Source organism: Enterococcus olivae, from assembly GCF_053760925.1.
Genome location: NZ_JBSMVT010000001.1, coordinates 278822 through 298124, shown reverse-complemented (window position 1 = coordinate 298124; position 19303 = coordinate 278822). Strand labels below are relative to the sequence as shown.

18 protein-coding genes and 1 other annotated feature are annotated in these 19303 nt (G+C 39.9%); of the genes, 15 read left to right on the top strand and 3 right to left on the bottom strand.

Annotated features, from left to right (window positions below):
* Positions 1-5: 5 nt before the first annotated feature.
* Positions 6-2243 carry a 5-methyltetrahydropteroyltriglutamate--homocysteine S-methyltransferase gene (gene metE, locus ACWODM_RS01615; protein WP_455319609.1) on the bottom strand — a complete coding sequence of 746 codons (2238 nt, stop codon included), beginning with the start codon at positions 2241-2243 and terminating at the stop codon, positions 6-8.
* A 133-nt stretch (positions 2244-2376) separates the two neighbouring features.
* Between metE and ACWODM_RS01610 the strand changes: the two genes are divergently transcribed.
* The 9 genes from ACWODM_RS01610 to ACWODM_RS01570 all read left to right on the top strand — a co-directional run bounded on the left by ACWODM_RS01610 (position 2377) and on the right by ACWODM_RS01570 (position 12715).
* A complete protein-coding gene (locus tag ACWODM_RS01610) occupies positions 2377-3297 on the top strand; it encodes a LysR family transcriptional regulator (protein ID WP_455319608.1) in 921 nt (306 codons plus the stop codon).
* A gap of 51 nt (positions 3298-3348) precedes the next feature.
* On the top strand, positions 3349-4494 hold the full coding sequence (locus ACWODM_RS01605; protein ID WP_455319607.1) for an acetylornithine transaminase: 1146 nt from the start codon (positions 3349-3351) through the stop codon (positions 4492-4494).
* A gap of 149 nt (positions 4495-4643) precedes the next feature.
* On the top strand, positions 4644-5669 hold the full coding sequence (argC, locus tag ACWODM_RS01600; RefSeq protein ID WP_455319606.1) for an N-acetyl-gamma-glutamyl-phosphate reductase: 1026 nt from the start codon (positions 4644-4646) through the stop codon (positions 5667-5669).
* Between the two features lie 12 nt (positions 5670-5681).
* Positions 5682-6878: a bifunctional ornithine acetyltransferase/N-acetylglutamate synthase gene (argJ, locus tag ACWODM_RS01595; RefSeq protein WP_455319605.1), complete on the top strand. Its 1197-nt coding sequence runs from the start codon at positions 5682-5684 to the stop codon at positions 6876-6878.
* A 12-nt stretch (positions 6879-6890) separates the two neighbouring features.
* Complete coding sequence (gene argB, locus ACWODM_RS01590) at positions 6891-7631, top strand: acetylglutamate kinase (RefSeq protein ID WP_455319604.1); 741 nt, start codon at positions 6891-6893, stop codon at positions 7629-7631.
* A gap of 16 nt (positions 7632-7647) precedes the next feature.
* Positions 7648-8655: an ornithine carbamoyltransferase gene (gene argF / locus ACWODM_RS01585; protein WP_455319603.1), complete on the top strand. Its 1008-nt coding sequence runs from the start codon at positions 7648-7650 to the stop codon at positions 8653-8655.
* A 56-nt stretch (positions 8656-8711) separates the two neighbouring features.
* Positions 8712-8907: a binding site (T-box leader), on the top strand.
* A gap of 68 nt (positions 8908-8975) precedes the next feature.
* Entirely contained in the window at positions 8976-10667 is a 1692-nt protein-coding gene (argS, locus tag ACWODM_RS01580) for an arginine--tRNA ligase (RefSeq protein WP_455319602.1), read from the top strand.
* Between the two features lie 110 nt (positions 10668-10777).
* On the top strand, positions 10778-11233 hold the full coding sequence (locus ACWODM_RS01575; protein ID WP_455319601.1) for a Crp/Fnr family transcriptional regulator: 456 nt from the start codon (positions 10778-10780) through the stop codon (positions 11231-11233).
* A gap of 30 nt (positions 11234-11263) precedes the next feature.
* A complete protein-coding gene (locus ACWODM_RS01570) occupies positions 11264-12715 on the top strand; it encodes a YfcC family protein (RefSeq protein WP_455319600.1) in 1452 nt (483 codons plus the stop codon).
* A gap of 159 nt (positions 12716-12874) precedes the next feature.
* Here ACWODM_RS01570 and ACWODM_RS01565 read toward each other — a convergent pair whose 3' ends face one another.
* Both ACWODM_RS01565 and ACWODM_RS01560 read right to left on the bottom strand, forming a co-directional pair.
* On the bottom strand, positions 12875-13339 hold the full coding sequence (locus ACWODM_RS01565; RefSeq protein ID WP_455319599.1) for an arginine repressor: 465 nt from the start codon (positions 13337-13339) through the stop codon (positions 12875-12877).
* Between the two features lie 194 nt (positions 13340-13533).
* A complete protein-coding gene (locus tag ACWODM_RS01560) occupies positions 13534-14004 on the bottom strand; it encodes a GNAT family N-acetyltransferase (RefSeq protein ID WP_455319598.1) in 471 nt (156 codons plus the stop codon).
* Positions 14005-14271: 267 nt separating this feature from the next.
* Here ACWODM_RS01560 and rpsB point away from each other — a divergent pair, with 267 nt between their 5' ends.
* The 6 genes from rpsB to ACWODM_RS01530 all read left to right on the top strand — a co-directional run bounded on the left by rpsB (position 14272) and on the right by ACWODM_RS01530 (position 19256).
* Positions 14272-15054, top strand: a complete 783-nt coding sequence (gene rpsB, locus ACWODM_RS01555; protein WP_455319597.1) for a 30S ribosomal protein S2 — start codon at positions 14272-14274, stop codon at positions 15052-15054.
* 105 nt (positions 15055-15159) lie between these two features.
* Positions 15160-16041: a translation elongation factor Ts gene (gene tsf / locus ACWODM_RS01550; RefSeq protein ID WP_455319596.1), complete on the top strand. Its 882-nt coding sequence runs from the start codon at positions 15160-15162 to the stop codon at positions 16039-16041.
* A gap of 144 nt (positions 16042-16185) precedes the next feature.
* A complete protein-coding gene (pyrH, locus tag ACWODM_RS01545; RefSeq protein ID WP_455319595.1) occupies positions 16186-16908 on the top strand; it encodes a UMP kinase in 723 nt (240 codons plus the stop codon).
* A gap of 1 nt (position 16909) precedes the next feature.
* Positions 16910-17467, top strand: coding sequence for a ribosome recycling factor (gene frr / locus ACWODM_RS01540; RefSeq protein ID WP_455319594.1), 558 nt, complete (start codon positions 16910-16912; stop codon positions 17465-17467).
* Positions 17468-17655: 188 nt separating this feature from the next.
* On the top strand, positions 17656-18456 hold the full coding sequence (locus tag ACWODM_RS01535) for an isoprenyl transferase (protein WP_455319593.1): 801 nt from the start codon (positions 17656-17658) through the stop codon (positions 18454-18456).
* Positions 18453-19256 carry a phosphatidate cytidylyltransferase gene (locus tag ACWODM_RS01530; protein ID WP_455319592.1) on the top strand — a complete coding sequence of 268 codons (804 nt, stop codon included), beginning with the start codon at positions 18453-18455 and terminating at the stop codon, positions 19254-19256. The genes ACWODM_RS01535 and ACWODM_RS01530 overlap by 4 nt, the downstream gene beginning before the upstream one ends.
* The last annotated feature ends 47 nt before the right edge of the window (positions 19257-19303 follow it).

The following is a 19303-nucleotide window of genomic DNA, read 5'->3' as shown; positions in this document are numbered from 1 at the left end:
TCATATCAAAGCACCTCCCGGATATCTTTGGCTGCGATCACAAGGTTTTTCAAGCTCGCATAGGTTTCTTTTTCTCCCCGTGTTTTTAGACCACAGTCTGGATTTATCCAAACCTTGTCTGTCGGAATCTTTTCTAGAATTTTTTTGATCGTTGTCTTGATTTCATCGACAGAAGGAATCCTTGGCGAGTGAATATCATAAACTCCAGGACCAACTTGTGTTTGGAAATTGTTTTGATTCAAGGCGTCCAATAATGCTAGATTTGATCGGGAAGCTTCAAAGCTGATCACATCGGCATCCATTTGGTCGATTGCTTGAATAATATCTTCAAATTCGCTGTAGCACATATGGGTATGGATCTGTGTTTCTGCTTGGACTTTGCTGTGAACCAGTCGGAAAGCAGGAATTGCCCAATCCAAATACTCACTGTACCAATCTGTCTGACGCAAAGGTAATTTCTCACGCAATGCTGCTTCGTCGATCTGAATGATCCGAATGCCGTTTGCTTCCAGATCCAATACTTCTTCTTGGATCGCCAATGCTAGTTGATAGGTACTTTCTTTGATCGAAATATCCTCACGAGGGAAAGACCAATTCAAAATAGTTACAGGTCCTGTCAGCATTCCTTTGACGATTTGTTCGGTTTTGCTTTGAGCATATTTAGACCATTGAACAGTGATTGGTTTTGAACGAGAGATGTCTCCCCAGATGATCGGTGGCTTCACGCCTCGTGTTCCGTAAGACTGTACCCAGCCATTTTTGGAGAACAAATAGCCATCTAAGGCTTCACCAAAAAATTCCACCATGTCGTTTCGTTCAAATTCACCATGAACAAGGACATCCAATCCAATTTCTTCTTGAAAAGCGAGACAGTCATCGATCTTTTGTGCGATGAACGAGTCATAGCTTGCTTGATCGATCTCACCACGTTTGAATTTGCCTCGGGTCACCTTGACTTCTTTGGTTTGCGGGAAAGAGCCAATCGTTGTTGTTGGCAATTTAGGCAGCTTCAACAATTCTGCTTGCAAGGCTTCACGCTCAGAAAAGGCAGGCAAACGAACAAAATCTGCGTCCGAAAGTTGAGCGATTTTATTTTGCAGTGCTTGATTGGCAGTGATCCGATCCTGTTGGAAAATTTGTTTGTTTTGTTCGATTGCAGTCTGATCTGTACTGTCTAAAGCAACCAACTCTGTTAGTTTTTCTTTTGCAAAGGCAAAATATTGTTTGATCTCCTTCGAAAATTCTTCATTTCCAACAGAATAAGGAACATGTAGCAAGGAACAAGAAGTAGTCAGTACCTTGTTTTGTGGCAATTTAGACACTAAATCCAATGTATCTGCATAGTTGTTCGTCCAAATATTTTTTCCGTTGATCACACCAGCGAATAAAGTCTTGTCTTGTGGAAAGCCTTGATTGCTAACTAAGTTCAGTGTTTCTTTTCCTTCTACAAAGTCTAGTCCGATCCCGTCGAAGTCCAAAGCAGTGACCGTTTGATAGATATCACGGATATCTCCAAAATAAGTTTGGAGTAAGACCTTTAAGCCCTTTTTATTCGCTAATAACGTGGTATAAAATTCTTTGAAGCGAGTGATGTCTTCGGCAGTCAAGTCGACAACTAAGCCAGGTTCATCGATTTGGATCCATTCAGCACCAGCAGTGGCTAGTTTTTCAAAAATCTCTTGATAAGCAGTTAGTAGATCAGCTGCAAAATCAGCGCTTGTCGTGCCATCATGATATTGACCTAGCTGTAGCAAGGTGAAGGGACCCAAAATAACTGGTCGTGTTACAATGCCTAGTTCCTTGGCCTCCAAAAACTCATCAACGATTTTTGTACTATTAATCTGGATCTTAGTTGTTTTTTCAAATTGCGGAACTAAGTAATGATAATTGGTGTTAAACCACTTTTTCATAGGCAGTGCGTGGACATCGCCTTTTTCTCCTTGATATCCTCGAGCCAAAGCGAAGTATTCTTCTAAGGAATCGAAACCAAGGTCTTTGACTTTTTTCGGAATGATATTGAACAAGACTGAGGTATCTAAGGTATTGTCATAGAAAGAAAAATCATTGCTAGGGATTTGATCGATGCCGGCATCCTTCACGACTTGCCAATGTTTTTTACGCAATTCTTTTGCGAAAGCTTGTAACTCGTCTGTGCTGATTTCCTTTCTAAAGTATTTTTCTGTTTCAAATTTTAATTCTCTCAATTCGCCTAAGCGAGGAAAGCCGATAATTGTTGTTGTCATTGAATGAACACTCCTTTTTTTGTGTTGGAAATACTGTATCATGAGAAAAAATTCTTGGATAAGTGTTGTTTTTTATGATGGGTTATAGTTATAATTTATAACAGAGTAGTTTATATAAAAAGGAGTCGATTGAATGCGAATTCAACAATTGGAATATTTGGAAAAAATCGTTGCCTTAGGTTCGATGAATGAAGCAGCCAAAGCTTTGTATATGACACAGCCTAGTTTATCCAGTGCGATCAAAGAGCTGGAAAATGAGATGTCGATCCAGATTTTGGTCCGAAGCAAAGCAGGAGTGCGACTAACGGAGGAGGGCAGAGAATTTATGTCTTATGCCCAGCAGGTCATGGATCAAGTGCAGTTATTGGAGGAAAAGTATAAACACACACAACCCAGAAAACAAACTTTTTCGGTTTCAGCGCAGCATTATGCTTTTGTCGTTCATGCCTTTGTCGAGTTGATTAATGATCTGGATGTGGAAGAGTACCAGTTCAAATTAAGAGAAACCGAGACAGAAAATATTTTGGAGGATCTTAGTCGCTTTAAAAGTGAACTAGGTATTTTGTATTTAAATTCATTCAATGAAAAAGTGATGATGAAGCTCTTCAAAGAAAGAGAACTGATTTTTCATCCCTTGTTTCAAGCAAAGCCTCATGTATTTGTCAGCAACACCTCACCTTTAGGACAAAAAGATATTGTCGAATTAGAGGATCTGAAAGAATATCCCTACCTTTCCTATGAACAAGGTGAACGAAATTCCTTTTACTTTGCTGAAGAAATATTGAGTACTGTAGAACATCGAAAAGAGATCAAAGTCAGTGATAGAGCAACGATTTTTAATTTAATGGTAGGGGTCAATGGCTACACGATCAGTTCTGGGGTACTAAGTAAAAAACTGAACGATGACAAGATCATTGCCGTTCCTTTGAATGTCTCTGACCAGATGACGATAGGTTATCTCAAGCATAGACAAAAAGAACTGTCGCCAGTCGCTCAACAGTATTTGCAATTGCTGGGGGATCATATTCGTGGCTATGGTTTTGATATTTTATAAACAGTAGTTGCTAACTAAGATGAATAAGTGTATATTTATTCAAAAGGAGTGATGAGAGTGGCAAACTATTTATTTTCAAATTATGCGAGAAAGCCTTTTGAACTTGTCTCAGGAGAAGGGACGACGCTGACAGACGATAGTGGAAAAAGCTATTTAGATTTTACAAGTGGTATTGGGGTCGTCAACCTTGGTTATAATCAACCTCAGCTAAATCAAATATTATTGGAGCAATCACAAAAGATTTGGCATACGCCCAATCTATACGAAAATCATCTGCAGGAAGAAGTCGCCCAAAAACTGACTAAGGATCTCGATTATCTGTCTTTCTTTTGCAATAGTGGTGCAGAAGCCAATGAAGCAGCGATCAAACTTGCTCGGAAAGCAACTGGCAAAACCCAGATCATCAGTTGTATCAATTCTTTTCATGGTCGGACGTATGGTTCGATGTCGGCAACCGGACAGGAATCGATCCATGAGGGCTTTGAGCCGTTAGTACCAGGGTTTGACTATGTTCCCTTCAATGATAGCAAGGCATTGAAAGAGAAAATATCCACACAAACAGCGGCTGTAATGATCGAGCTGATCCAAGGCGAGGGTGGAGTTATCGTAGCTGAGAAATCTTGGCTAGAGGAAGTTGTAGATTTGTGTCAAGAAAATCAAGCCTTGCTGATCGTGGATGAAGTCCAAACAGGGATCGGACGGACAGGTTCGTTGTTTGCCTTTGAGCAGTTTGCGATCGAACCAGATATTTTCACCTTGGCTAAAGGACTGGGGAATGGTTTTCCAGTAGGAGCAATGCTTGGGAAAAAGCAATTGAACGAAAGTTTTGGACCAGGCAGTCACGGATCAACCTTTGGTGGCAATAAGTTAGGTATGGCTGCAGCTAGTAAGGTACTCGATCTAATAGAAGAGGTTTTACCAACTGTCTCAGAGAAAAGTGAATTATTGATAGCAGGGCTTCAAACGATTGATTCAGAAAAAATCATAGAGATTCGAGGACTCGGCTTGATGATCGGGATCGAACTCAAAGAAGAATATTCAGCGGCAGCTGTGTTGACTGAACTAGAAGACAAGGGCGTCTTGGCCTTGCGTGCCGGGAAAAATACTCTGCGTCTGCTGCCACCTTTAACAATCTCCAAAGAAGAAATTCAAGTTGGCGTCAAAAAAATCAAAGAAGTTTTGGAAACCAGTGAATGAGGATTCACTGGTTTTTTAATAAAAATTCATCAAAATCGATTTAAAATACATATAATTTCAAAAAAATACATATTTTTTCATAAAAAACCATTGACCTTTTTAGTAGATAACTCTATAATTTGTATTAATTTAAAGAAGGAGTGAAGTGGATGAAAGCAGCAATCGTTGGTGTAACAGGATATACAGGGATCGAACTAGTGCGCTTGATCCAACAACACCCGCTACTGTCAATCGGAACACTGCATAGCCATTCAATGCATAAAAAATCAATTTCTGAATTTTACCCGCATCTGCAACAGCTTTGTGAGCAGGAGGTCGAGGTCTATGATGCAGAAAAAATAATCGAAAAAAATGATTTGGTCTTTTTCGCGACACCCTCAGGGATCAGCAAAGAATTGGTAGAAGATTTTGTCTCTAAAAATTTTCCAGTGATTGATTTGTCTGGAGATTTGCGTTTAGAGGCAGCCGACTATCTTGAATGGTATAAAAAAGAGCCGGCACCCAAAGCGATGCTCGATCAGGCACTTTATGCCTTTCCGGAATTTACATCAACGAAGAGCAATCTTTTATCTAATCCTGGTTGCTATGCAACAGCCGCTATCTTATCTCTGGTCCCATTAGTAAAAAATCAGTTGATTGAACTGGATTCGATTATTTTAGATGGGAAATCAGGTTTGTCGGGAGCAGGAAAGAAGCTAACGGAGGCCAGTCATTATGTATCAGTGGATGAAAACATGTCGCTGTATAAATTAAATCAGCATCAGCATATCCCGGAGATCGTTCAATTTTTGCAAGGATTTGATGAACAATTGGAAACGATCCAATTTACAACCAGTTTGATTCCAGTCAAACGAGGAATTTTTATGACATCCTATGTGAAGGTAAAAGAGAATGTTTCTTTTGTAGAGATTCAGCAATCATTTGAAAAAGAATATGCTGGCAAGCCTTTTGTCCGATTGCAGCCAGAAGGTCATTTGCCTGAACTACGCCAGGTCCATGGGACGAATTTTTGTGACATCGGATTTGGTTTAAATGAGCAAAACAAGATACTGACAGTTGTTTCAGTCATTGACAATTTGATGAAGGGCGCGGCTGGTCAGGCGATTCAAAACTTTAATTTGTGGGCAGGGATAGAGGAAACTTGCGGATTGCTGCAAGTACCACTTTTCCCGTGAGGAGCGAAATAGATGGAAATAATCAAAGGTACGATAGCGAGTCCCATCGGTTTTTATGCGGACGGCATTCATTGTGGATTAAAGAAGAAAAAATTAGATCTAGGTTGGATCTTTTCCGAAGTTCCAGCAAGTGTTGCAGGTGTCTTTACAACCAATCAGGTACAAGCGGCCCCTGTTGCAGAAAGTAAAAAAGTCGTTAAAAGTGGCAAGATTCAAGGAATCATCGTGAATTCCGGTAACGCTAACGCTTGTACTGGAGCAACAGGATCAGCAAATGCACAAGAAATGCAAAAGCTGGCTGGTGAAAAGTGGGGAATCTCGCCTTCACTAGTAGCAGTTGCTTCAACGGGAGTGATCGGACATCAGCTCCCAATGGACAAAATCGCCAAAGGAATCGAGGATCTGCATCAGTCGGAGGTAAAACAAGCCGAAGACTTTCAACAAGCGATATTAACAACAGACACTTCTGAAAAAACAATCACTGTTCAAACGGTGATCGATGGAAAGACGGTGACTATTTCCGCATGTGGTAAGGGGTCTGGTATGATCCATCCAAATATGGCGACGATGCTAGGCTTTGTAACGACCGACGTAGCCATTTCTTCTGACTTACTGCAGCAGCTTTTAAAAGACCTGACAGAAGTAACCTTCAATCAAATCACGGTAGATGGAGATACCTCCACCAATGACATGGTTTTGGTGATGGCAAATGGAATGGCAGAAAATAGCGAGATTCAAGACAAAAATCAGAACTATCATACTTTTAAAGAAAGTTTGGCTTTGGTTTTAACGGAGTTGGCTAAGATGATCGCCAAAGATGGCGAAGGGGCAACTAAATTGATCGAAGCGGATGTCAAAGGTGCCAAGACAGCCAGTGAAGCACGAATGATCGCTAAATCGATCGTTGGTTCCATGCTGGTAAAATCAGCTATTTTTGGGAAAGATCCCAACTGGGGCAGAATTCTTTGCGCGATCGGTTATAGCGGCGTGGACTTTGATCCAGAAACAGTGACGATCAAATTGGCAGATCAAGTTGTTTTTTCCAAAGGGAACCCCGTTCTGTTCGACTCAGAAAAAATGGCAGAAAATTTGAATGAAGAAGAAATAAAAATCGAAGTGACTTTACAAGCCGGCAAAGCATTTGGTCAGGCGTGGGGCTGCGATTTGACGTACGAATATGTGAAAATAAATGCACTGTATCATACTTAGGAGGCCGAGAAAATGAAAACAATTGTCGTAAAAATGGGTGGTGTCGCTTCAGATAATCTAAATAGCGCTTTTTTTGATAAAATTTCTTCATGGCAGGATCAAGGCTATCATGTGATCATCGTTCATGGCGGCGGACATTATATATCTAAAATGATGAATACTTTAGGTTTGGAAGTAGAGGTCAAACAAGGCTTGCGTGTCACATCAAAAGAAACATTGGAGATCACACGGATGGTTCTCTTGGGACAGGTCCAGCCGATGATCACTACCTACTTTCAAAAAGCCGGCTTTCAGGCACTCGGTTTGAACGCAGGCTGTGATCAGTTGATTCAGGGACAGGTGATCAATGAAAATGCACTAGGCTTTGTAGGAGAAGTGACGCAAGTCAACAAGCAGCTTTTGGATATGCTTCTGCAAAAAAATCACGTGCCAGTCATCGCTCCACTGGGTATCACCAGCTCGGGACAGTGGCTAAATATCAACGCTGATGAAGTAGCTTGCAAAGTCGCTGCCAGTATTCAGGCAGAAAAACTATTTTTATTGACGGATGTTCCGGGGATCAAAAAAGAATCTGAATGGCTAAAAGAAATCTCTATTGATGATGTTCCACAGTTGAAGTCTGAGCAGGTAGTTACAGGTGGTATGCTACCTAAGCTGGACAGTGCCTGTAAAGCATTGCGTTCTGGTGTAAAAACAGTTTGTATCAGCAATACGATTCATTCCTGTGGCACAGAGATAAAAGTAGCCGTTTGAAAAGTGGAGGGATAAAATGATTTTTCAAGGAAAAAGTTTTTTGGCAGAAAAAGATTTTACAAAAGATGAACTACAATATTTGATTGATTTTTCTAAACATTTAAAGAACCTGAAAAAAAGAGGGATTCCGCATCGCTATTTAGAAGGACAAAACATTGCCTTACTGTTTGAAAAAAACTCCACAAGAACGAGAGCGGCCTTTACGGTTGCGGCCAACGATTTAGGTGCACACCCAGAATTTTTGGGAGCCAATGACATTCAGCTTGGTAGCAAAGAGTCTGTGTCAGATACTGCGAAGGTTTTGGGAAGTATGTTTGATGGGATCGAATATCGTGGATCAAGTCAAGATGTCGTAGAATCTTTGGCGGAACATGCAGGAGTTCCCGTCTGGAACGGCTTGACCGATGACTGGCATCCTACACAAATGATTGCCGACTTTTTGACGATTCAGGAGAATTTTGGATATCTTGAGGGAATCAATCTCGTGTACTGTGGAGATGGCAGAAACAATGTAGCCAATTCCTTGCTAGTCACAGGAGCGATCTTAGGGACTAATGTTCGGATCGTTTCACCAAAGGAATTACAGCCTGAAGAAAAAGTTGTTGCCTTTGCTCAAAAATTTGCAGCTGATTCTGGAGCAAAGCTTGTAGTGACAGACAGTGTGGAGGAGGGCGTCAGCAATGCGGATGTCTTGTATACCGATGTTTGGGTATCGATGGGTGAAGAAGAAAAATTTGCAGAGCGGATCGAATTGCTTCTACCGTACCAAGTCAATCAGAAAATGATTGAGCTAGCACAAAATGAAGATGTGATCTTTATGCACTGCTTGCCAGCATTTCATGACACGAACACCAAATATGCCAAAGACATTCTTGAAAAATTCGGTTTGCAAGAAATGGAAGTCACCGATGAAGTATTCAACGGCAAATATGCACAGCAGTTCGAACAAGCTGAAAATCGTCTGCATTCCATCAAGGCGATCATGGCAGCGACGTCCGGGAATTTATTCATTACCAAAGTTTAATGAACTTTAGACTAGCTTATTAAGAAATGATTTGCTATAATCTGATTTAGTTATATATGGATTTGACGATCAAGAAGAGTAGCTTTTTGTTTTTTTATAGCGAGTTCGGGCAGGTGGAAGCCGGATGAAAAAGAAAAGTGAAGCGCACTTGTGAAAATTTGCTTAGCAAACGGTCTCTGCCGTTATCAGATAAAAGTGGGTTCAAAAGAATTGGACAACCAGAGTGGTACCGCGGGAAATCTCGTCTCTAGTGTTAGCTAACACTGGAGTTTTTTTGTGCTCTTGATAGCAAATCGGACTATTTTTTAGGAGGAGAATGAATGAAAAACAAAGACATCGTTGCAAAAGAAATATTCGCCGTTGTAAATGAAGAACTGACTTTAGAACAAGTAACCAAGCTATTGGAAAATCCTAAATCAACAGAGCATGGAGATGTAGCTTTCCCAGCTTTTTCTTTAGCTAAGATCTATCGGAAAGCGCCGCAGCAAATTGCTGCTGATCTAGCAGAAAAAATCGATGGTGGCTCTTTTGAAAAAATCGAAGTTGTTGGCCCGTATTTGAATTTCTTTATGAATAAAGCCGTTGTTAGTGAAAATGTTTTGGCAACCGTTGTTAAAGAAAAAAATCATTATGGTGACAGCACGGTAGGGAATCATGCGAATGTTCCAATCGACATGTCCTCACCAAATATCGCAAAACCAATCTCTATGGGGCATCTACGTTCAACAGTTATCGGAAATTCGATTGGCTTCATTTTGGAAAAAATTGGTTACCATCCGATTCGGATCAATCACTTGGGGGACTGGGGCACACAATTTGGTAAGTTGATCGTTGCCTATAAAAAATGGGGTTCAGAAGAAGCCGTTAGAAATGAACCAATTCAAGAGCTACTGCGTATTTATGTGCAATTCCATGAAGAGGCTGAAAATGATTCTGCACTGGAAGATGAAGCGCGTGCCTGGTTCAAAAAACTAGAAGATGGCGATGAAGAAGCCCTAGAATTATGGCAATGGTTCCGTGATGAATCATTGAAAGAATTCAACAAAATCTATGGTATGTTGGAAGTTTCCTTCGACTCATTGAATGGAGAAGCCTTCTATAATGACAAAATGGATGAAGTTATCGATCTATTGGAAGAAAAAGGCTTACTCAAAGAAGATCGTGGCGCATCGATTGTAGATTTGTCAAAATATGACCTAAACCCAGCCTTGATCCGCAAATCTGATGGGGCAACCTTATACATTACTCGTGATATGGCGGCAGCTATCTATCGTAAGAGAACCTACGATTTTGCAAAATCATTGTATGTAGTTGGGAATGAGCAAAGCTATCACTTTAAGCAATTGAAAGCGACCTTGAAAGAAATGGACTATGACTGGTCGGACGATATGTATCATATTCCTTTTGGTTTGATCACTCAAGGTGGGAAAAAACTTTCCACTCGTAAAGGAAAAATCGTGTTACTAGAAGAAGTACTAAATCAAGCGATTCAGTCTGCCAAAGAACAGATCGCTGAAAAAAATCCTGAGTTACAGAATAAAGAAGAAGTGGCCAAACAGGTCGGTGTCGGAGCCGTTATTTTCCATGATCTGAAAAATGATCGTTTGAATACCTTTGATTTCACTTTGGAAGAAGTAGTTCGTTTTGAAGGAGAGACCGGACCATATGTCCAATATGCCCATGCTCGGGCCGTTAGTTTGCTAGAGAAAGCTGAATTTGTTCCAAGTGCCGATCAGAAATACGCACTAACCGATGAAAGCAGCTGGGAAGTAGTCAAACTGATTCAGTCTTATCCGGAGATCGTTCAGCAAGCAGCCGACCAATACGAACCTTCGATCATCGCAAAACATGCGATCAAGCTGGCCCAAGGTTTTAATAAATTTTATGCTCACACTAAGATTTTAGAAGACAATGAGCAAAAAGAAGCTCGTTTAGCTTTGGTTTATGCAGTCACAGTTCTTTTAAAAGAAGACTTGCGTTTGCTAGGCTTACATGCGCCAGATAAAATGTAAGAAAGAATAGATTCATAAAAAAGAAACCGTCAGACGAAACGGTTTCTTTTTTTTTTTGCCTCCAAAGGCTTGCCAGACACTTAATTTATGAATGTATAAAAGAAAAGTGCTTGTTTCCTCGTAATGGTTTGTTTAAAGATACAGTGTATCCTTTTACGGCAATTGCTTATACCAATATAGAAATTGTCTCTATTCCTGTCAAAGTTTTCGAAGAGATCATTAGTCGAACGCCTAAACAATTGATGAAGTGGATTGAAATTCAATCAGATATCATGGAAATGAATATCATAAAAATCCAAAAAGGTTCGGTAAATAATGCCAATCAGCGAGTAATTACGACGTTGGCGATATTACACAAAGGTTTAGGGGAATATCAGGAATTGAAAGGGATATCTACGATTAGCTATCCTCTTACAATCAATGATCTCTCGAAAGCAAGTGGGACTACAAGAGAAACAACGAGCAGTATTCTCAAAAGATTGATCAAACAAAAAAAGATTTCTTATCTGCACAAGCACTTAACATTTTTAGACACTGATTTTTTCAATAGTGTCCTAAATGATTAATTCTCCATTTACGAAGAAGGGAAAAGTAAAATGGCGAAGAAAGAAAAGAAAAAAAGAAAAGAGCTCTCCTCATTTAGTATTTTGTTTATTATTTTGATTGTTTTGGGAATCGTTACTAAGTTTTTGGATGGTCAAGCATTTACTCCCCAAGAGATTGACGGAGAGATGATCAGTCATGTCACTGGGGCCAGTCTAGCTGATATTGTAATGTCTCCCTTCAATGGTTTCCGTGAAGCAATTGAGATTAGTTTCTTTATCCTGATTCTGGGCGGTTTTTTGAATATTGTTACACAAACAGGCGCTTTAGAATCAGGAATTCAACATTTAGTAAGAAAGTTAAAAGGGAATGAATTAGTAATCATACCGATTATGATGATTTTGTTTTCGATCGGTGGATCTACTTATGGTATGGCTGAAGAAACGATTCCTTTTTACAGTTTATTGACAGCAACACTGGTGGCTGCCGGATTTGACACACTGGTAGCAGTTGGGACCGTCTTATTGGGTTCTGGTGCTGGGGTGATCGGTTCAACAGTCAATCCATTTTCGACAGGGGTGGCCATGGATGCTTTGCGCAGTGTGGGTATTCAACCCAATACCGCTACAATCCTATTGATAGGTTTTATCATTTGGTTCCTAAGTACAGCGTATTCGATTTTTGTTGTTATGCGGTATGCAAAAAAAGTCAAAGCAGACAAAGGTTCAACGATTTTGTCCCTGCAGGAACAGGAAGATATGGAAAAACATTTTTCTTCTGACAGCTCAAAAACACTAGAATTCACACAAAAGCATAAATTTATTTTGATCTTGTTTGCTTTCTGTTTTGTGATCATGATCACATCGTTGATTCCATGGGGCGAGTTTGGCATTCACGTGTTTGATGGTTGGACTTCCTTCTTGACGGGGAACAACTTTGGAGACTGGTATTTTGGTGATTTGGCGATGTGGTTCTTTATGGTTGGAGTGATCGTAGGGATCGTGAATCGCTTTGCTGAAAATCAAATCGTTGATGCCTTTATTGAAGGTTGTAAAGACATGCTTTCCGTAGTCTTGATTATTGTCGTTGCTCGCGGTGTATCAGTCTTGATGAATGTCACTCATTTAGACCTATTTATTTTGGATAAATCAGCAAACGTTTTACAGGGCTTGTCACCTGTCTTGTTTGTGATCGGTGCGTATCTTCTTTATTTAGGGTTATCCTTCCTTATTCCATCGACTTCAGGTCTTGCCTATGTATCGATTCCGGTCATGGGAGCTTTGGCAAGTGAAGTTGGTCTTAGTCCGGATGTGATGGTCATGATTTTTGCCTCAGGTTGTGGATTAATCAACTTGATCACGCCAACTTCAGGTGTCGTGATGGGCGGTTTGGCAATCTCCAAAGTGAATTACTCAACGTGGACAAAATTCATGTCCAAACCAATCATAGTATTAGCCGGGTTGAATTTAGTGATCTTGATTGTTTCAATGCTGGTATTCAGTTAAAAAGTATGTCCTATTAGAAAACTCCTTATGTTAAATAAATGAAAAAGTCATTCACATCAAAGCAGTGAATGACTTTTTTATGCCAGGATCAAAAGATCTTAAGAATTAAGGAACAGAGGAACGAGTCAAACCATCGACGCGCAAGAAGTATGCCGTCCATTATCCTGCGTGTTTTTTGAAGTAATCTTCAATTTTTTCTGCATCATCTTCTGTTCGACAAATAATGATGACTGTATCAAAACCAGCTAAGGAACAAACTCTCCCAGTCATAGGAACCTCATCCAATGTGGCAGACAACAGCTGCGCATTATCGGAGATTGTATTGACGATGATCATGAACTGCACACGATCAACTTTTGTAACAACATCTTGAATCATCTGAATCAAACGCTGGTTTTCAGTTTCTTCTTGTTGTGCCTGATTTTCTTGAAACAATTCAAATCGTGCCTGTCCAGTAACATCTGGAGATTTGACGATTTTTAAATCACGAATGTCTCTGGAGATCGTTGCCTGTGTAGCTGTGACACCCTGTTTCTCCAACAAATGAAGTAATTCTTCTTGGGTACGAATCGTATGGTTATTCACAAGTTCTTTGATTAATACATGACGGTCAGCTTTTCGCACACTTTTCAGCTCCTTTTTGCATATAAATTCATTTATTATCATAGCAAAAGATGTTTAAAATAGATAGCTTTAAGCTGAGAAAAAGAAAAAATAGCGTGTAATAGCAGTCTATCTCACAGGAAACTATCCGAAAAAGAGAAAGTTCGTTCCTGCAATAAATCAGATCACTGATATTAAACGCTCTTGTAAGATTATCAATATTCATCTAATGGAAGTGACATCATGATGTCTGAATCAAGATACTTGTTATTCACTATGGGAATTTCTTCAAAGCCAAACTTTTGGTAGAGTAGCAAAGCAGTTGGCAGTTTGTGGTCTGTGTACAAAATGATTTTGGTAGCTTGGTGTTTTTTCGCTGTTTGAATAGCAGTTTCCATTAATAAATTACCGATTTTTAATCCTTTGTATTTCTCGGTTACCGCTAATTTAGCTAATTCAAATGTCTGTTCGTCCACTCGGATCAATGAAACCGTTCCAACGAGCTCTTGTTTGTATTTTGCAAAAAAGATAAAGCCACCATTATCTAAAATAATTTCTTTTGGTGCATTTAAAATTTTGACGTCCTCTGGTTCGACTCTCACATATTTTTCTAACCATTCGTATCCTAGACGTTTGAAATCCGCTAAATATTTTTCTTCATAAGAGACAATTTCTATCTGATCCATTTCATCACCTTCTGTGTTTAAACTATTTATCAAAAGTATAACATATTGACAATCATTTAGTAGAAGCGTAAAAAGAAAGAATTTATGGGTTGCATATTTTTTCAGGCTGTTATATACTATCAAAGGTGTGTGAAGTAGTTTTTAGAACACGCTATAAATCCACATTCTAAGTATATTTTCTGTGGGGTGCTTAGACAATCTAAGTCCAGAGGAGAGCATTAAAACTTAGGAGAGGGAAAAATAAAAACCAAATTGGAGGAAACAAACATGGCAGTAATCAGCATGAAGCAATTGCTAGAAGCCGGCGTACACTTTGGTCACCAAACTCGTCGCTGGAACCCAAAAATGAAGAAATATATCTTCACAGAAAGAAACGGTATCTACATCATTGATTTACAAAAAACAGTGAAATTAGTAGATGCAGCATACGATTACATGAAAGAAGTCGCTGAAGATGGCGGTATCGCATTATTCGTAGGTACTAAAAAACAAGCACAAGAAGCAATCAAAGAAGAAGCTGTCCGCGCTGGTCAATTTTACGTGAACCATCGTTGGTTAGGTGGAACTTTGACTAACTGGGAAACAATCCAAAAACGTATTTCTCGCTTGAAAAAAATCAATGCGATGGAACAAGACGGTACGTTTGAAGTTCTTCCTAAGAAAGAAGTTTCTGGTTTGAACAAAGAACGCGAACGCTTGGAAAAATTCTTAGGTGGTATCGCTGATATGCCAAGAATCCCAGACGTAATGTACGTGGTTGACCCTCGTAAAGAACGTATTGCGATTCAAGAAGCGCATAAATTGAATATCCCAATCGTTGCTATGGTTGATACAAACTGTGACCCAGACGAAATCGACGTAGTAATCCCTTCAAATGACGATGCGATCCGCGCCGTTAAATTGATTACTTCTAAAATGGCAGATGCTTTCATCGAAGGCAACCAAGGTGAAGATCAAGTTGCTGAAGAAGATTTCGTAGCTGAAGAAGCTGGAACTTCAATTGAAGAAATCGTTGATGTTGTAGAAGGCGACAATGCATCAGCTGAATAATTTTTAAACGACGGAGCTGTTTCAAAGGCTAGGCGAAAAGCCTCACTCTCCTTTGAAACAGCTTTTTTTAAAAAACTAACATATAAATCAGGAGGAAATTCAAAAATGGCTCAAATCTCAGCTAAATTAGTAAAAGAATTACGCGACATGACCGGCGTAGGTATGATGGATGCTAAAAAAGCATTGGTAGAAGTAGAAGGCGACATCGAAAAAGCAGTCGACTTTTTACGTGAAAAAGGAATGGCAAAAGCGGCTAAGAAAAATGACCGTATCGCTGCTGAAGGTTTAGCTGCTGTTGCAGTAAGCGGAAATGCTGCTGCAATTGTAGAAGTTAACTCAGAAACTGATTTCGTTTCTAAAAATGAAAAATTCCAAACATTAGTAAAAGACATTGCTGAAGCAGTTGCTGCTAACAAGCCAGCTGACATGGATGCTGCAATGGAATTAGAAATCTCTACTGGCGTGATCAAAGATGCTTTGATCGAAGCAACGCAAGTTATTGGTGAAAAAATCAGCTTCCGTCGTTTTGAAGTAGTTGAAAAAGAAGACAACGCAGCATTTGGTGGCTACTTACACATGGGTGGACGTATCGCTGTATTGACTGTTTTAGATGGAACAACTGACGAAGAAGCTGCGAAAGATGTTGCTATGCACGTAGCTGCAATCAATCCTCGTTACGTAGATGAGTCTCAAATTCCTGAAGCAGAACTAGAACATGAAAAAACTGTCTTGACTGAACAAGCATTGAATGAAGGCAAACCTGCAAACATCGTAGAAAAAATGGTTGTTGGTCGCTTAAACAAATTCAAAGCTGAGATCTCATTGGTAGACCAACCATTTGTTAAAGATCCAGACGTAACAGTTGCAAAATATGTTGCTTCAAAAGGTGCAACAGTTAAATCATTCACTCGTTTTGAAGTCGGCGAAGGTATTGAAAAACGTGAAGATAACTTTGTAGAAGAAGTTATGAGCCAAGTCAAAAAATAATTCTGTTCCTTGAACAGGTGGGAACGCATGTACATGCGCTCCCCTTTTTTTAAGTAAAAATTATTTAGCAAAGTTACGGTTCATAACTGTTATAACTTAGCGAATATGCTACAATAGGAATAGAGAATTTACGGAGGAATCGGCATGGACAAACCAAAATATCAACGCGTTGTTTTAAAATTAAGTGGGGAAGCATTAGCTGGTGAAGAAGGTTTTGGAATCAAACCGCCAACTATTCAAGAAATCGTCAAAGAATTGAAAGATATACATGACTTAGGTGTGGAGCTAGCTATCGTTGTCGGCGGAGGAAACATTTGGCGTGGACAAATCGGTGCCCAAATGGGTATGGAACGAGCGCAGGCTGACTATATGGGGATGCTTGCAACGGTTATGAATGCTCTAGCATTGCAAGATACTTTGGAAAATGCTGGTGTACCAACACGGGTTCAAACATCGATCGATATGAGACAGATCGCGGAACCATATATTCGTCGTCGTGCAGAACGTCATTTGGAAAAAGGGCGGGTAGTTATTTTTGCTGGCGGTACCGGAAACCCATACTTCTCAACTGATACGACTGCTGCGCTACGTGCGGCTGAGGTCAATGCAGATGTTATTTTAATGGCTAAAAACAACGTTGACGGTGTATATTCTGCAGATCCTAAAGTAGATCAAAGTGCAGTGAAATTTGAAGAACTGACACACTTAGATGTGATCTCTAAAGGATTACAAGTGATGGATTCTACCGCAAGTTCTTTAAGCATGGACAATGATATTCCATTGGTGGTATTCAATTTGAACGAACCAGGAAACATTCAACGTGCAATTTTAGGAGAAAATATTGGAACAACTGTAAGGGGGAAATAACATGGCAGATCAAGTCTTAACAGAAGCACAAGAAAAAATGGAAAAAGCAGCTGAAAGTTTACAGCGTGAATTAGGTCAAATCCGTGCAGGACGCGCGAATGCAAGTCTTTTAGATCGTATTTCAGTTGTGTATTACGGGGTACCAACACCTTTGAACCAAATGGCTTCGATCACTATTCCTGAAGCGCGTGTTTTGATGGTTACACCATTTGACAAAACAATGCTGAAAGAAGTTGAAAAATCACTTTTAGCTTCTGATCTAGGAATCACACCAACTAATGATGGATCAGTAATTCGTTTAGTTTTACCTCAATTAACAGAAGAGCGTCGTAAAGAACTAGCAAAAGACGTGAAAAAATCAGCTGAAAATGCAAAAATCGCTGTGCGTAATGCACGTCGTGATGCAATGGATGCTTACAAGAAACAAGAAAAAGCTAGCGAGATCACAGAAGATGACTTGAAAGATTCTGAAAAAGAAATTCAAGCAGCAACAGATGCCAGCATTAAAAAACTGGACGAAATCGCAGCTGAAAAAGAAAAAGAACTTTTAGAAGTATAATTTGATATTGATCAGGGAGCTGTTGGTCCAAATCAACAGCTCCTGTTTTTATGTTCCGAAGGGCGTAAAAATCTTTTGAATCTATTAATAAATTATTGAATATCGGTTTTTTTATAGGCAAGATTTCTGATTATTGTTATAATATAAAGGATAAATTTTTTAAATCGGGATGATAAGGGGAGAACAATATGTTACGTTTTTTTCCACAAAAGAACAAGTACATCCAAGAAGAAGGGGAATTTGAGTTTTCACAAGAAGGGCCAGTTCCCAAACATATCGCGGTCATTATGGATGGAAACGGACGTTGGGCACAAAACAGACGTTTACCTCGGGTTGCCGGTCATAAAGAAGGCATGGAAACAGTAAAAAAAATTACTAAACATGCATCAAAGCTAGGTGTGAAGGTGCTGACATTGTATGCATTTTCTACGGAAAATTGGAAACGTCCCACAGAGGAAGTCGATTTTCTGATGCAGCTGCCAGTCGATTTTTTTGATGCCTTTGTACCTGAATTGGTCAAAGAAAACGTGCGGATTCATGTGATGGGCTACAAGGAATTTTTGCCTGCGCATACGCAAGATGCGGTTGCACGTGCGATCGAGCAGACAAAAGACAATACGGGTATGGTATTGAATTTTGCCTTAAATTATGGCAGTCGTGCTGAGATCGTGTCAGCTGTTAAAGAAGTGTATCAAGAGGTTTTAGAAACAGGTGGCGACGGTGACATGATTGATGAAGCGATGATCTCTAAGCATTTAATGACGGGTTTTTTACCAGAAGAATTGCGAGATCCCGAGTTGTTGATTCGTACCAGCGGTGAAGAACGGATCAGTAATTTTTTATTGTGGCAGATTGCCTACAGTGAACTTTTCTTTACCGATGCACTTTGGCCGGATTTCAATGAAGAGTTACTGGAGATATCTATTGCCAGCTTTCAAAACAGAGACCGTCGTTTTGGCGGCTTGAAAAACAAGGAGGAAAACAAATGAGACAACGTGTAATCACAGCAGTGGTTGCTTTAGCGCTCTTTTTGCCAGTCATCTATTTTGACTTTGGTGGAGTATCTGTTGCGCTATTAGGAGCGGCAATGGCTGTGGTAGGAGTCTATGAATTATTTCGTATGAAGGGATTGGCAATGCTGAGCTTTGAAGGCGTCCTTTCCGCGCTAGGAGCCGTTTTACTGGTTTTGCCCGAAGGTTGGTTTCTTTTTTTACCTGAAGGAACAGACAGATTTATGCTCTTTTATTTAGTAGTTATGCTATTGTTGGGAATCTCAGTGATCTCAAAAAATACGTATACGATCGACGAAGCGGCTTTTCCAGTGATCGTCAGCTTGTACGTGGGTGTCGGCTTCCAGAATTTTGTCAGCGCTCGAGTGGAAAGCCTGATTATTTTATGTTTTGGACTCTTCGTCGTCTGGGCGACAGATATTGGAGCCTATATGTTTGGAAGACACTACGGACAAAGAAAACTTTGGCCAGATATCTCTCCCAACAAAACGATCGAAGGCGCTGCAGGAGGAATCCTGAGTGCAGTAGTGGTAGCGTTCTTCTATCTTTTAGTCTTTCCAGGAAATGACTATTTCGGTCATGGAACATTCGTAATGCTACTATTGACGATCATCTTTTCGGTCGTTGGGCAGTTTGGAGATTTGGTAGAATCAGCGATCAAACGTCACTATGGTGTCAAAGATTCGGGAAATATCTTACCTGGACATGGAGGAATCTTAGACCGATTTGACAGTTTACTCTTTGTTTTTCCAATCATGCATTTGTTAGGTGTCTTTTAAGAAAAAGTTATTTCAGTAGCGTGCTATTGAAATAACTTTTTTTCGTG